This window comes from Pseudofrankia asymbiotica, assembly GCF_001983105.1.
GTDB lineage: Bacteria > Actinomycetota > Actinomycetes > Frankiales > Frankiaceae > Pseudofrankia > Pseudofrankia asymbiotica.
Window position 1 is genome coordinate 163464 of record NZ_MOMC01000015.1, and the last position, 14416, is coordinate 177879.

Here is a 14416-nt window from a genome sequence, read left to right on the forward strand (position 1 = left end):
CGGGTGAGTCAGCCGCGGGGTGAACCGGGGGTCAGTCAGTACCCGATGCAGGTGCTGGCGAGGTCACCGTCGGCGCCGTTGCCGGACTTGTCCGGGACGATGCTCTTCGGGTTGTCCTGGCCGGCGTCGAAGGTGAACAGCCAGCTGCAGCCGACAGGCTTCGACGGCTGGCCCTTGGTGAAGGTGACCGGCTCGGGGAGCAGGCCGCCGAGGGTCTCGTCCTTGACGCCGTACATCGCGTCCAGAACCGTGGCGCGGTTGATCTCGGCGGGCTTGGCGTTCTCGAGCGCCTTCTTCATGAGCTCGAACGACGACCAGATCGCGGTGGAGTTGCCGGAGGTCACGATGCCCTCGGGGGAGTACTTCTTCATCGCGTCGCGGTAGGTCTTCACCGGCGCCGCGTCGGCCCACCAGGGGAAGCCGTTCGTGCCGCCGGTCGAGCGGAAGCCCGACACCTTGCCGAACGCCTGCTGGTCGAAGCCGGAGTTGATCACTGAGAAGATGCCGGTGTAGCCCTGCTGCAGGCAGTCCGAGGCGAACCGGGTGCCGACGGAGAAGCCGATGTTGAAGGCGATCGCGTCGGTGCCCTTACCGATGAAGGAGAGGCACTCGGCGGTGTAGTCGGGCGCCGAGGCCGACACCAGCTGCGTGCCGGTGGGGGTCATGCCGATCGACTGGGCGTAGCTCATCGCCTTGCCGCCGTTCTCCTGGCAGACCGCGACCTCGGCGCAGGCGGCCCAGCCGAACTTGGTGCCCTTGTCGGCCTTGGCCTGGTCGGCGTACGCCTTGATCGTGTAGTCCGATCCGGAGACGTCCTGGAACACGCCGGGCAGCTTGGACCACAGCAGGTCGCTCGACCCACCGCCACTGATGACCGCGACCGGGGTGTCCTTGAACAGGTCGCCCATCGCGCCCTCGGCCACCAGGTCGGTGAGGAAGATGGCGTCGACCGAGTCGTCCTTGAGGAAGTCCTTGGCCACGGAGGTGGCGCCGGGCACCGTGTTCTTGGTGTCCACGACCTTGATGTCGACCGGGTGGCCGAGCACGCCGCCGTGGCTGTTGGTGTACTCCTGCCAGGCGTGCGCGACCGCCTGCGCCCCCAGGCCGTTGGAGGCCTGGGGGCCGGACATGGACGCGCCGTAGCCGATCTTGATGGGATCGCCCGTCAGGGCCGGGGCCGATCCCTGCGCGGTGCCGCCCGACGCCGACGCGGTGTCGTCGTCGCCGCCACCACAGGCGCTGAGCGCCAGACAACCGACCGCCATGACGGCTCCGAGCCTGAGTGCCCAGGAACGGGCGAGGGTCCTGCTTAACACGGGTAGCTCCTTATGATGATCATCGCTTCCGCCGGTGCGGCGGGCTGCTCCTCACGGCGGAGGCCAGATCGAGGAAGCATAACTGGACGATCATCTAAGCACAATTAGAAGTCAAGTAGAAACTCTCTTGAGAGGTGCCCGCRCCGACGGCCTGCGCGGCTGGGCCCACCTCCCCGATCGGGGCGGACGGTGCGGGCCGTGGCTGCGAGCCGGATCCTCGGGAGCCCGCCCCCGGCTCTACCCGCACCGGCGCACCGCCGTTAAGGTGCTGGAAACACCATAAGAAGTCAATTGCGGACGGGACTGAGGAGCGAGCATGGGCGTGGCGCCGGACCTGGAGACCCTGGCCGACAGGATGGCCCTGACCGAGCTGGTCGCCCGCCTCGAGCAGGCGGTGGACCGCATGGACCGCGAGGGGATCCTCGCGTGCTACTCCCCGCGGTCCTTCGACGACCACGGCCGCTGGCGCGGCAGCGGCGAGGGGTTCGCCGAGTTCATCTGCGACAACCCTGGCTTCACCACGGCCTCCAGGTTCATCTACCACCTGATGGGCCAGTCGATCTTCGAGATCGAGGGGGACGAGGCCTATGGCGAGTCCTACTTCGCCTACTGGATGCAGACCTCCGACGACCGCCTCTACCAGTCGATCGGGCGCTACCTCGACTACTTCCAGYGTGCCGACGACGGATGGCGGATCACCTACCGGCGGGTGGTCATGGAGTGGGACGGCACCCTCGCGTGCGAGAACGCGGTCCCCGGCGGTCACTTCCGCGGCACGCGAGACAGGACCGACCCCCTCTACAGCCGGCTCAAGTGGCCGGAGAACCCGGAGGCCAAGACCTCCACCGGCTGATCCCGCCGAGATCGGGCGTCCGTTCAGATCGCGTTCAGATCGAGAGGCCGCCGTCGGCGACCACGATCTGCCCCGTGACGAACGAGGCGTCCTGCGACAGCAGGAACGCCACCACCCCCGCCACCTCGGCGGGCTCCGAGACCCGGCCCATCGGGATCCGGGCCAGCAGGCGGGCCTCGCTCGCGGGGTCGCCGAGGAGCCGGTCGATCATCGCGGTGCGCATGTGGCCCGGCCCGACCGCGTTCACGCGGACACCGTCGGCGGCGTGGTCGCGGGCGGCGGCCCGGGTCAGCCCGAGCACTCCGTGCTTGGCCGCGGCGTACGACGCCACGCCGGCGGCCCGCACGGTGGTGCTCGTGTAGGAGGCGACGTTGACGATCGCGCCGCGCCCGGCCGGCACCATCACGGCGAGCTCGGCGCGCTGGCACCGGAAGACCGCGCCCAGGTTCAGGTCGAGGGTGCTCGCCCACAACGTCTCGTCATACGTCGCGGCCGGCTGAGGAGCCGGGCTGACACCGGCGTTGTTGACCGCACCGTCCAGCCGTCCCCACCGGTCCATCGCGGCCGCCACCAGCCGACCGGGGAGTTCCGGGTCGGCCAGGTCGCCGGGGACGGCCAGCGCCTCGACACCGTGTGACCGCGCGGACGCCGCGACCTCGGCGCACCGGTCCGCGCGCCGGCCGGTCAGCAAAAGGTGCGCGCCCTCGCCGGCCAGCCGAAGCGCGGTCGCCTCGCCGAGGCCGCCGGTCGCGCCGGTGACCAGGATGACGCGGTCCTCGAACCGGCGTGTGCTCACCGCCCGGCCCGCTCAGCCGACCAGCCGGATCGCCTGCATCGGACACATGTCCGCGGCGGAGGCGACGGCGTCCTCGTCATCGCCGGTGAGCTCGGCCGAGGTGAACTCCTCGTCGGCCTCGTGGCGGTAGGACAGCTGCCCCTCGTCGTCCAGGGCGAACAGGCGCGGCGCGGCGAACGCGCACTGCCCGTGGTTCTCGCACTGGGTGAGGTCGACGGCGAACTTCACGCTGGCTCTCCTGTCCGGTGGGTCGTTCCCGTCCGGTGGGTCGTTCCTCGCGGGCCCCGCCTACGTGTGTTGCAATAATGCTACTTTTATATTGGAATGATGTTCAACCGTGGGCGCAGCCTGATGGAGGTCGTCGCATGAGCCAGGCCACCGCGGGGGGCCAGGGCGCGCTGTCGCTGGAGGAGCGCGCCGCCCGTTTCTACGGCCTCGACGAGCAGCTGCTAAGCGACCCGTGGACGCTCTACGCGGACCTGCGCGACCACGCGCCTGTGCTGCGGGTCGGGCCGGCCGTCGTCGTCACGCGGTACGCCGACGTCAGGGACGTCTTCCGTGACACCGAGACCTTCTCGAGCAGGCGCTGGACCGGCACTCGGGTCACCCAGCGCCGCGCGTCCCTGACCCCGGCCGAGGCCGAGCGTTACGACTACCTGATCCGCCTCGACGTCCACCACATCGGCCAGAACGACAGACCCGACCACACCCGGCTGCGAAGGTTCGTCAGCCAGGCCTTCTCCCGGCGCGCGGTCGAGAACCTGCGGGACCGCGCCACCCGGATCGCCCACGAGCTGTGCGACGAGATCGACGCGTCCGGCGACGACCCGTTCGACCTGGCGACGCTGTCCTGGCGGCTGCCGTTCCTGGTCGTCTGCTCGATGCTCGCGGTCCCCGACGCGCAGGTCGCGACGTTCCGCTCGTGGGCGGCCCAGATCCGGCGCGGCCTCGGAACCAACTACGACAACCTCGACGCGGCATACGACGCGACGCGGAACCTGGAGGCCTACGTCCTCGACCTGATCCGAGAGCGGCGTGCCCAGGTCTCCGCCAACGCCAACGCCAACGCTGGCGCTGGCGCGGCCGGCGGCAGCGACGACCTGGTCACCGGCCTGGTCGCGAACGACGCCGAGGGCGGCTCCCCGCTGACCGACGCCGAGCTGGTCGCGATGTTCGCCGTCATGCTCACCACGGGCAACGCCAACGACATGATCTCCAACGCGGTGATCGCGCTGGCTGAGCGGCCCGACCAGAAGGCGCTGCTGCGCGCCGATCCCACGCTCCTTCGGCCCGCGATCGAGGAGTTCCTGCGGTTCTGCCCCTCGGCGCACGGAGTGCACCGGGTCGCCGCGCGCGACTGCGAGATCGCCGGCTTCCCCGTGCGCGCCGGGGAGACCGTCCGGCTGGTGGTCGCCTCCGCGAACCACGACCCGGCGATGTTCACCGACCCGGACCGGCTCGACATCACCCGCGAGGACGCGAGGAACCAGCTCGACTTCGGCTTCGGCATCCACACCTGTCTCGGCCAGTGGCTGGCCCGCCTGGACATCGAGGTCGGGCTGGACGTCCTGTACGCGCGGTACCCGGCCCTGCGGGTCGCGGGCCCCGTCCGCTACCGGCGCGAGTACCAGTTCCGCGGCCCCGAACGGCTGATGATCGCCAAACGCTGAGCCCGGGCAACGAGGTCAGGCGAGCCCAGGACACCGCTGCCGGTGCTCGGCCTCTGACACCTCTCCCGACCCGGCTTCCCGATCCCCACCCTGGTCAGAAGGGCCACCATGAGACTCGCCTCGCACATCGCCATCGGGGTCCGCGACCTCGGGCGCTCCCTGGTCTTCTACCGCGACGCGCTCGGGATGACCGTCATCCGCGACGCCACCAACGAACCGCCCCGCGACGAGCTCTATGGCGCCGGGGTCGGCTCCACCCGGCGCCGTGAGGTGATGCTGCGCATGGGCGGCAACGAGGGGGAGGGCTACGGCGACCGCGTCTTCCTCGTCATCTCCCAGTCGGACGAGCTCGCGGACAACCAGCCGCCGACCCTGGAGCACATCGGGCTGCACCACGTCGGGTTCTGGGTCGACGACATCCCGGCGCTCGCCGAGAGGCTCCGGGCCGCCGGCCACGAGCCGATCTGGGTCAAGGAGACGACCGGCGCAGGGTACGGCGAGAGCGCGGACCAGAAGATGCGCGCCATGTTCGTCAAGGACCCCGACGGCACCATCCTCCAGTTCGACGAGCGCGTGGGCTGAGCCGCGCGCCGGCGCGGTCGGGGTCGGGGCCGCCGGCCACGGACGGCGGCCGCGCCGGCGGTCCCAAACTATCTTTCTATGGTGTTACAGTCATGCTTGCGGGGCGGCGGACGCGCGAGAGGGGCGGTGACCGGTGGACGACCGGCTGGCGGTGCTGGAGGCGCGGCTGCGCGAGCTCGAGGACGACCGGGAGATCCGTGAGCTCCTCGCCCGCTACGGCTACTACGCCGACGCCCCCCTGGACGAGGAGTACTTCCGGCTGTTCACCGAGGACTGCGTCATGGACGTCTCCTCCGGCCGTGGCGAGGACCCCTACGAGGTGATCCGCTGGGAGGGGCTGGACCAGATGCGGCGCTTCCTGGGCGAGCGCACGGCGCAGCACGACAACGGCTTCTACGGGCRCAGCTTCCACGTGCAGGGCAACAACCTGGCGATCAAGGTCACGGGAGACGGCGCGGTCGCGAACGGCTACTCGTTCATCCTCCACCAGGACGGCCCGACCCTGAGGCTGCTGAGCGCCTCGATCAACGAGTGGGCGTTCCGCCGGGAGGAAGGCCGCTGGAAGATCCAGATGCGCAAGCGCCGGATGGCCGGGGCGCCCGACGCCCAAGAGGTCCTGCGGGCGGCCGAGTGAACGGCGGCGCGCTCGCGGGTATCCGCGTCGTCGACCTCTCCCGCGTCCTCGCCGGCCCCTACTGCGCCCAGCTGCTGGGAGACCACGGCGCCCAGGTGACCAAGCTCGAGCCGGTCACCGGTGACCTGACCCGTTCGTGGGGACCGTCCCGCGGGGACGGCGTCAGCGCCTACTACGCCGGCCTCAACCGGAACAAGGAACACCTCACGGCGGACCTGGCGAGTCCCGAGGGCCGCGACCTGGCGCTGCGCCTGCTGCGGGACGCCGACGTCCTGGTCGAGAACTTCAAGCCCGGGACCATGGAGCGCTGGGGGCTGGGCACCGAGGAGCTGCTCGAGCGGTTCCCACGGCTGGTCTACTGCCGGATCTCGGCGTTCGACGGCGCCGGGCCGATGGCCGGCCTGCCCGGGTACGACGCCGTCATCCAGGCCTACACCGGGATCATGGACCTCAACGGCGAGCCCGACGGGCCGCCGCTGCGGGTGCCGATGCCGGTCGCCGACCTCACCACCGGGCTGCTGGCGTTCGCCGGTGTGCTGCTGGCGCTGCATGAGCGGGCGCGCTCCGGCCGGGGCCAGTGCGTCGACCTGAGTCTTGAGGACGGCGCCATGAGCCTGCTGCATCCGGCGGCCGCCAACTACTTCATGACCGGCGAGCCGCCCCGGCGCCTGGGCAGCGCGCACCCGAACATCGCGCCCTGCGACACCTTCCACTCGCCGGCCGGCGAGCTGTACGTCGCCGCCGGCAGCGACCGGCAGTTCGCCGTGCTCGTCGGTTTCCTGGGTGCGCCGGAGCTCGCGCGCGACCCTCGGTTCGGTACCAACGCCGACAGGCTGGCGCACCGCCACGAGCTCAACGCGGCCCTCGCCCGGCTGGTCGCCGGTCTCGATCCCGGCGTCGACCTGGCCCGAGCCCTGGTCACCGAGGGCGTGCCCGCCACGCTGATCCGGCCGTTGGCCGACGTGCTCGACGCGCCGGACGCGGCCGAGCGCGGCATGGTGACCGGGCTCGACGGGCTGCGCCTGCTGGGCGTGCCCATCCGGCTGAGCCGCACTCCCGGCTCGGTCCGGACCCCGCCCAGGCCGCTCGGCGCCGACCAGGCCGCCGTCGGCGCGGCGAGCACGTGACGAGCACCTTCGACGACGAGAGCGAGAGCAGGCAGAGCGTGGACTACGAGAACATCCTGTACGCCGTCGAGGACCGGATCGCGACGATCACCCTCAACCGGCCGGAGAAGCGCAACGCGCTGAGTCCGGCGCTGAGGCGCGAGGTGGTCCACGCGCTCAAGGCCGCCGAAGCGGACGACGACGTCACGGTGATCCTCGTCCAGGGCGCCGGGCAGGCGTTCTGCGCGGGCTACGACATGAACAGCTACGCCGGCGGCGACGAGCGCCCCGAGCGCCCCGACGGGTGGAACCACTCCGAGCTGTTCGAGTCCTGGACCGGGCAGTTCCCCCGCAGCTGCCTGCGCGACTGGCTGACCATCTGGGACCTGCTCAAGCCGGTCGTGGCCAAGGTGCACGGTTACGCGCTGGCCGGCGGTTCGGAGCTGATGTCGATGTGCGACATCGCCTTCGCGGCGGACGACTGCGTCATCGGGTACCCGCCCACCCGGGCCCAGTCGACCCCGGACATCGAATACTTCCCCTGGAAGATGTCGATGGCCCAGGCCAAGTACCTCCAGCTCACCGGAAACTCGGTCACGGGCGAGCGGGCCGCGCAGATGGGCTGGATCGCCAAGAGCTTCCCCGCCGACCAGCTCGACGAGCAGGTGATGCGCGAGCTGAGGCCGATGGCCGCGCTGCACCCGGCGATGCTGGCCGCCAACAAGCTCAGCCTCAACCAGAGCTACGAGGCGATGGGGTTCCGCGCCGCGCTGCACAGCGTCGTCCCCTGGTACGCGATCGCCCGCTCGTTCCGCCCGGGGGCGGGCGAGTTCCAGACCAAGGCCGCGCGTGACGGGCTCAAGTCCGCCCTCGAGTGGCGCGACCGCCCGTTCAAGGACGAGGGGTTCGCGCTGTGAGCGAGGGTGTCGGCGAGAACGGCCCGGCGAGTGTCAGGAGCCTGAACCACGTGGCGCTGGGGGTCCGCGACCTGGAGGCCTCACTGCGCTTCTACGTCGAGGGACTCGGCATGYGCAAGACGCTGGAGAAGGCGACCAGCGACCTGACCCCGGCGCTGATGCGGCTGCCCGCCGGGACGACGGGCACGACCGTGTTCGTGCAGGGCGACTCCCGGGTCGGCCAGCTCGAGCTGGTGAAGTGGGATCTTCCGCAGAACGAYGGCGGGTCACCGAAGCGGCCCGGCGACTTCGGCATGGGCCAGCTGTCCTTMCCGGTCGACGCCGAGCACATCGGCACCATCCACGCCCGGCTGGTCGGCATGGGCTACGAGGTCTACTCGGAGCCGACGACGACGATCGTCAAGAACTACGGCCCGGTCACGCTCTTCCTGTGCGAGGACCCCGACGGCATCCAGGTCGAGCTGGTCGCCCTGCCGTCACCCGAGACCGTCCGCGAGTTCCGTGCCCAGGCCCGGAAGGAGGGCTGAACACGTCACGCACCGCGTTGCTGGTCGGTGGCAGCGGCCCGACCGGCCCTCACGTCGCGGCGGGACTGTCCCGGCGCGGATACGCCGTCACGCTGCTGCACCGCGGCAGCCACGAGCTGCCCGAGCTCGCCGGGTACGAGCATGTCCACGCCGACCCGCACTTCCGCGCGTCGCTCGACGAGAGCCTGGCCGGCCGGAGCTTCGACGTCGTGGTCGCCACCTACGGGCGGCTGCGGCTGGTGGCGGACGCGGTGGCCGGGCGTTGCGGTGACCTGGTCGCGGTCAGCGGGCTGCCGGTCTACGCCGGCTACCACGAGTCCGGCCGGCCGCGCCCGCACGGGATGCCCGTGCTCGCCCGCGAGGAGGCCGCGGACACCGGCCGGGCCAGCGCGGAGACGGAGACCCCTGGTGAGGGGTTCGCCCGCAAGGTCCGGGCCACCGAGGAGCACGTGCTGCGCCTGCACGCGGCGGGCGCCTTCCGCGCCTCGGTGTTCCGGTACCCGACCATCTACGGGCCGCGCCAGGTCTACCCGCGGGAGTGGTCGGTGGTCCGCCGGGTCCGCGACGGCCGCGACCGGATCATCCTTCCCGACTCCGGGCTCACGATCACCACCCGCTGCGCGGCGGTCAACGCGGCGGCTCACCTGCTCGCCGCGGTCGACCGGCCCGAGGCCGCCGCGGGGGAGATCTTCAACGTCGGCGACCGCGACCAGCTCACCGTGCGCCAGTGGGTCGAGGTGTGCGCGGCCGCGGCCGGCGGCACGCTGCGCCCGGTCTCGCTGCCCTTCGAGCTCGCCGGCCCCGGGCGCGGCCTGTTCCCCGTCTCCCACGACGCCCACCTGCTCGTCGACACCCACAAGGCCGCCGAGCGGCTCGGGTACGCCGAACCGGTCCCGGCCGCGTGGGCGCTCACGGAGACGGTGCGGTGGTACGTCGAGCATCCGCCCGACGAGAGCGCGTCCGGGAACCTGGTGGACMGGTTCGACTACGCCGAGGAGGACAGGATCATCGAGACCTACCTCCGKGCCACGGCCGGGCTGCTGGCCGAGCAGCGGCCGGCCATGGTCGCCGCGCACCCCTACGCGCACCCCAGGGCCGCCGGGCAGCGCGACCACCGGAACCGGTAGCGATGGGACTGCTCACCGACGAGATGCGCGCCGCCGTCGGCTCCGTCGTCGACTGGCGGGTCTCCTTCCCCGTCGCGGCCTCCGACATCCGGCGCTGGGCGATCGCCGTCTACCACCCCGACCCGCCGCCACGCCGGTTCTGGGACGAGGCGGCGACGGCCGGCGGGATCGTCGCGCCCGAGGAGTTCAACCCCTTCGCCTGGATGGCCGCCGAGCAGCGGGAGCCGGTCGTCGCGCCGCTGCCGCGCGACACCGACCGGATGGAGAAGGCCATCGGCATCACCGGGCCCGGCCTGCGCGTCCAGATCAACGGCGGGACCGAGGTGAACTACGGCGTCCCGATCCGGCCCGGGGACGTGATCCACTCCGAGACCCGGCTGGTCGAGTACCGCGAGACGACCGGCCGGATGGGGCCGATGCTCATCGCGGTCACCGAGTCCGTGTGGACCAACCAGGACGGCGAGCGGGTGCTGGCCGAGCGCCAGACCGCCATCCGCTACTGACCCGACCACGCGGCGAGGGGAGACGACGATGGAGCTGAAGGTGGGCCAGGAGCTGGCCGCCGGGCCGCGCCGCAGCGGCTTCGCCGAGTGGAACCGCTACGCCGCCGTGAACGACGAGTTCGTGCCGATCCACATGGACGACGAGGCGGGGCGCGCGGCCGGGTACCCCGGCGCGATCATGATGGGCCGCCTCCAGTGGTCCTACGCGCACCGGCTGCTGCGGGAGTGGCTGCCGCCCGAGGGCCGGATCGTGTCGATGGCGCTGCGGTTCCGGGGCCCGACCCTGCGCGACGCGCCGTTCGACGTGAAGGCGCGGGTCGTCGCCGTGCGGACCGAGGCGGCCGAACGTCACGCCGACCTCGAGGTGTGGGTGGAGGACGAGACAGGCGCGGTGCTGGCACCCGGTACCGCGACCGTCGCGGTGCCGGCGGCGGTCGCGGTACCGGTCGGAGCCGGATCGGAGCCAGCTCGGAGTCAGCTCAGACCGGCGACGTCACCGGTAGCCGACGCCGACGACCGAGTGCATCGGCTCGCCGACCACCACGACACCCGCGTCGACCAGTCGCGCGATCTCCTCATCGGTCAGCCCCGCCTCGGCGAGCAGCTCCCGGGAGTGCTCGCCATGCCCGGCGGCCTTCATCACCGGGTGAGGCGCGTGGCCGCTGAACGTGGCGAGGTGATGCGGCAGGAAGGTGGAGTTGCCGTCCGGCCAGACCAGCTCCACCACGTGTCCGTCGCCGAGCAGCTCGGGGTCGCCGGTCACCTCGCGGAAGTCGCGGGCCCGGACGGCGGCCCCGCCCGCGGCGCCCACGGCCGCGACCACCTCGCCGGAGCTGAGGACGCCGATGGCCGCGCCGAGTCGCTCGGTCAGCTCCGCCTCCGTGGCGTCGGCGGACGTGGCCAGCCCGGCGGCGACGGCCTGGCCGGCGTCGCGCAGGTGGACCCGGACCCAGCCGTCGGCACAGGCGTAGAAGCGCGAGAGCGCGCCCGGCCCCGGAAAGTCGCGCCCGCCGGTCCCGGCGGGCGGCCGGCCGGCGTACCGGACCAGCTCGCCGCTCTGCATGTACGTCGCCGCGTGCGCCAGCGAGGTGCTGACGTGCTGCCCGCCGCGGCCCACGGCCCGCTGGTAGAGAGCCGCGCAGGTCCCGAGGGCGGCCAGGCAGGCGACGGTCACGTCGTTGATCGACAGCGTCGAGAACACCGGCTCGGCGGCGCCGCCCTGCGCCTTCATGATCCCGGTCAGCGCCTGCACCACCGGGTCGTAGCCGGGCTGGCCACCGAGCGGCCCGACGCCGCCGTATCCGGTGATCGAGGTGGTCACCACCTCCGCGTTCGTCGCCCGCAGCGTCGCGTCGTCGATCCGCAGCCGCTCCAGCACCCCGGGCCGGTAGTTGTCGAGCACCACGTCGCTGCCCGCGACCACGCGCAGGAAGGCGGCGTACCCGTCGGGATCGCGCAGGTCGATGCCGAGACCGCGCTGGCCGCGGCCGATGCCGTAGCCCCGCAGCCGCATCTCGTCGCCCCTGACCGTCTCGATCTTGAGGACGTTGGCGCCGAGCGCCGCGAGCAGCATGCCGGCGTAGGGACCGGCCAGGACGGTGCCCAGGTCGGCCACGGTGATCCCTGCCAGCGGACCGGACCCGGCGGGGCGCTCGGTCGACGGGGCGGGCGGCTCGGCCGACGGAGCGGGCGGCTCGCCCGAGCGCGGGCGCCAGGCCGCGCGCTCCTGGAGGCGCCGCGGCTGGTGGTGGCGCAGGGCGCCGCGAGAGAGATCGGCGCCGGCACCCACCACCACCGACGGCCCGACCAGCGGGTCGTCGAGCTCGATCCGCTGGCCCAGCGCCGCGACCTGCGGATGGTCGAGCCAGTCGTCCCGGTCGCCGACCGGGCTGACCGGGCAACCGGCCGCCGTCAGCTCCGCGAGCCACGCGGCGCGGTCCCGGCGCAGGAACGCCTCGGTCAGCCGCGCGCGGACCCAGCCGCGGTTCGCGGGCGCGTAGAGGCGCTCGCGCACGTTCTGGATCCGTGGGTCGTCGACGACGTCGGTGGTGCCGAGGCAGGTGAAGAGGAGGTCCTGGAACTTCGAGCCCAGGGCGCCGACGAACAGCCACTCGCCGTCGGCGCACCGGTAGGTCCCGAACGTCGGGTTCGGGCCGCCGGGCCCGACCGTGGTGTCCGGCAGCGGCTCGGTCGGGCTGACCAGCATCGTGGTGATGGTGGTGACCATCGAGCCGTGCAGCGGGTCCACCACCACGCGCTGGCCGTGGCCGGTGCGCGCGCGCTCGACGAGCGCGGCGATGCCGCACACGGCGCCCCAGGTGCCCTGCATGTAGGCCAGGAACGGGTACACCTCGTCGACCGGGCCGCCGCCGAACGAGGTCTGCCGGCGCGCGGCCCCGAAGTCGGCCGACACCATCCGGTCGCGGGTGAACGGATCGAGGTCGACCTCCTCCCGCCACAGCGGGAGGTGCAGGTGTACCACCCCGGCCGGCGGTTCGGCGTCGAGGCCGAGGCCGAGCGCGGCCGCCGTGCGCCGGTCGGAGGTGAGCACCAGGTCGGCCTCGGCGGCCAGCGCCGGGCCGAACTCCGGCGGAATGACCGTCTTGTTGCGGTCCCACACCACCGCGCCCGGTCTGGTGCGGTGGTGTGCGTCGGCCGGATCGTCCAGCCTGATCACCTCGGCGCCGAAGTCGCCGAGCACCATGCCGGCCAGCGGCCCGCTGATGCCGCGGCCGGCGTCCAGGACGCGGACGCCGGCGAGAGCGGGCAGCTCCGGAGTGTCGGTCACGTCGGTCAACCTCCCGGTCCCTGGGTCCGTCGGCCGGGGAGCCCGGTCACGACTTTAATAATGGTAATACCATGGTTCAATGATGTCGGTGGGGAAGCGCCGGCCCGTGGCGAGGAGGAGCGCATGGTCCGCGAGCTCGACCACTGGATCGACGGCAGGTCGGTGCCCCGGGGGACCCAGCGAGCGCTGGCCGTCGAGGGGCCGTTCGAGCGCTCGGTCGTGGCGCGGGTCGCGCTCGGCGAGGCCGGGCACGTCGAGCTGGCGGTGCGCGCGGCGCGCGCGGCGGCCCGCGGCTGGGCGGACCGGGCTCCGGTCGACCGTGGCCGGCTGCTCGGGGAGGTGGCCCGGCGGCTGCGGGAGCGGGCCGACGAGTTCGTGTCCGTCGAGGTCGAGGAGACCGGCAAGCTGGTCGCCGAGATGCGCGGCCTGCTGAACGTCTCGGCCGACTACTTCGAGTACTACGGCGGCGTGGTCCGCGCCCTGTTCGGCGAGACCATCGACCTCGGGGCCGGCGACCACGCGTTCACCAGCCGCGAGCCCTACGGCGTGGTCGGGATGATCACCCCCTGGAACGGCCCGCTCACGCAGGCGTCGCGCGGGCTGGCCGCGGCCCTGGCGGCCGGGAACACGGTGGTGGTGAAGCCTTCGGAGCTCACCTCCAGCACCACCCTGATGCTGGCCCGGCTGTGCGAGGAGGTKGGCGTCCCGGCCGGCGTCGTGAACGTCGTGCTCGGTACCGGCCCGGAGGTCGGCGCCGCGCTGGTCGACCATCCCGACGTGCGGCTGGTCGCGTTCACCGGTTCCGTGGGCACCGGCCGGACGGTGGCCGCCGGCGCGGCCCACCGGCTGGTCCCGACGATCCTGGAGCTCGGCGGCAAGTCGGCCAACGTGGTCTTCGCCGACGCGGACCTCGACCGGGCCGTGGCCGGGGCGCTGGCCATCTGCACCGGCGCCGGCCAGCAGTGCGCGGCGCTGAGCCGGCTGCTGCTCCAGGACGAGATCCACGACGCCGTGCTGGCGCGGGTCGCGGAGCGGATGCGTGCCCGGACGCCGGGGGAGCGCCTGGCGCCGATGACCACCGAGGCCCAGTTCGAGAAGGTGGTCGGCTACTTCGACGTCGCGGCCCGGGAGGGCGCCCGGCTCGTGACCGGCGGCCACGCCGTGACCGGGGACCTGGCGGCCGGTCGCTATGTCGAGCCGACCGTCTACGCCGACGTCACGCCGAAGATGCGGATCTTCCAGGAGGAGATCTTCGGGCCGGTCCTCGCCGTCACCCGCTTCGCGACGGAGGACGAGGCCGTGGCGCTGGCCAACGACTCCGACTACGGGCTCGTGGCCAGCGTCTGGACGGCCGACTCGGCCCGCGCGCTGCGCGTGGCCTCGCGGATCGACGCGGGCCAGGTGATCGTCAACGGCGGCCGCACGGGGATCGAGACGCCGTTCGGCGGCTACAAGTCCAGCGGCGTGGGTCGCGAGAAGGGCTTCGAGTCGCTGCGCTGGTACACCCAGCTGAAGACCACCGTGGTCTCGACCCGGTGAACGGACGAGCGCMGTGCCGCTCGCCTGCCCCCCACCACTACCTGGCCAGTTCGATGAC

Annotated in this window: 14 protein-coding genes and 1 pseudogene; 11 read left to right on the forward strand and 4 right to left on the reverse strand. The window is 72.4% G+C overall.

Features of this window, described 5'->3' with window-relative positions; genetic code table 11:
• Positions 1-35: 35 nt before the first annotated feature.
• Entirely contained in the window at positions 36-1316 is a 1281-nt protein-coding gene (locus tag BL253_RS08640) for an ABC transporter substrate-binding protein (protein ID WP_131831468.1), read from the reverse strand.
• Between the two features lie 316 nt (positions 1317-1632).
• On the opposite strand from BL253_RS08640, the gene BL253_RS08645 reads away from it, so the two are divergent.
• The gene (locus BL253_RS08645) at positions 1633-2169 is read left to right on the forward strand and encodes a nuclear transport factor 2 family protein (protein WP_076815260.1); all 537 of its coding nucleotides are present in this window, start codon (positions 1633-1635) and stop codon (positions 2167-2169) included.
• Positions 2170-2203: 34 nt separating this feature from the next.
• On the opposite strand, the gene BL253_RS08650 is transcribed toward BL253_RS08645, so the two are convergent.
• Positions 2204-2965 carry an SDR family NAD(P)-dependent oxidoreductase gene (locus tag BL253_RS08650; protein ID WP_076815262.1) on the reverse strand — a complete coding sequence of 254 codons (762 nt, stop codon included), beginning with the start codon at positions 2963-2965 and terminating at the stop codon, positions 2204-2206.
• A gap of 12 nt (positions 2966-2977) precedes the next feature.
• Positions 2978-3193 carry a ferredoxin gene (locus tag BL253_RS08655; protein WP_076815264.1) on the reverse strand — a complete coding sequence of 72 codons (216 nt, stop codon included), beginning with the start codon at positions 3191-3193 and terminating at the stop codon, positions 2978-2980.
• Between the two features lie 137 nt (positions 3194-3330).
• Here BL253_RS08655 and BL253_RS08660 point away from each other — a divergent pair, with 137 nt between their 5' ends.
• The 9 genes and pseudogenes from BL253_RS08660 to BL253_RS45310 form a co-directional block, all read left to right on the forward strand.
• Entirely contained in the window at positions 3331-4635 is a 1305-nt protein-coding gene (locus BL253_RS08660) for a cytochrome P450 (protein ID WP_076815265.1), read from the forward strand.
• A gap of 108 nt (positions 4636-4743) precedes the next feature.
• Complete coding sequence (locus BL253_RS08665; RefSeq protein ID WP_076815268.1) at positions 4744-5217, forward strand: VOC family protein; 474 nt, start codon at positions 4744-4746, stop codon at positions 5215-5217.
• A gap of 133 nt (positions 5218-5350) precedes the next feature.
• Positions 5351-5851: a nuclear transport factor 2 family protein gene (locus BL253_RS08670; protein ID WP_076815269.1), complete on the forward strand. Its 501-nt coding sequence runs from the start codon at positions 5351-5353 to the stop codon at positions 5849-5851.
• Entirely contained in the window at positions 5848-6978 is a 1131-nt protein-coding gene (locus BL253_RS08675) for a CaiB/BaiF CoA transferase family protein (protein ID WP_076815271.1), read from the forward strand. Before BL253_RS08670 ends, BL253_RS08675 begins: the two co-directional genes overlap by 4 nt.
• Positions 6975-7874 (forward strand): enoyl-CoA hydratase-related protein, encoded by a 900-nt coding sequence (locus BL253_RS08680; RefSeq protein ID WP_076815273.1) that lies wholly within the window; start codon positions 6975-6977, stop codon positions 7872-7874. Before BL253_RS08675 ends, BL253_RS08680 begins: the two co-directional genes overlap by 4 nt.
• A complete protein-coding gene (locus BL253_RS08685) occupies positions 7871-8401 on the forward strand; it encodes a VOC family protein (RefSeq protein ID WP_076815275.1) in 531 nt (176 codons plus the stop codon). Before BL253_RS08680 ends, BL253_RS08685 begins: the two co-directional genes overlap by 4 nt.
• A gap of 17 nt (positions 8402-8418) precedes the next feature.
• Complete coding sequence (locus tag BL253_RS08690) at positions 8419-9528, forward strand: NAD-dependent epimerase/dehydratase family protein (protein WP_081438116.1); 1110 nt, start codon at positions 8419-8421, stop codon at positions 9526-9528.
• Between the two features lie 2 nt (positions 9529-9530).
• Positions 9531-10031, forward strand: a complete 501-nt coding sequence (locus tag BL253_RS08695; protein WP_076815276.1) for an FAS1-like dehydratase domain-containing protein — start codon at positions 9531-9533, stop codon at positions 10029-10031.
• Between the two features lie 28 nt (positions 10032-10059).
• Positions 10060-10356 (forward strand): annotated as a pseudogene (locus tag BL253_RS45310) (MaoC/PaaZ C-terminal domain-containing protein); the annotation flags it as partial.
• Positions 10357-10524: 168 nt separating this feature from the next.
• Here BL253_RS45310 and BL253_RS08705 read toward each other — a convergent pair.
• Positions 10525-12819, reverse strand: a complete 2295-nt coding sequence (locus BL253_RS08705) for a CaiB/BaiF CoA-transferase family protein (protein ID WP_158230339.1) — start codon at positions 12817-12819, stop codon at positions 10525-10527.
• 123 nt (positions 12820-12942) lie between these two features.
• On the opposite strand from BL253_RS08705, the gene BL253_RS08710 reads away from it, so the two are divergent.
• Positions 12943-14358 carry an aldehyde dehydrogenase family protein gene (locus BL253_RS08710; protein ID WP_076815405.1) on the forward strand — a complete coding sequence of 472 codons (1416 nt, stop codon included), beginning with the start codon at positions 12943-12945 and terminating at the stop codon, positions 14356-14358.
• The last annotated feature ends 58 nt before the right edge of the window (positions 14359-14416 follow it).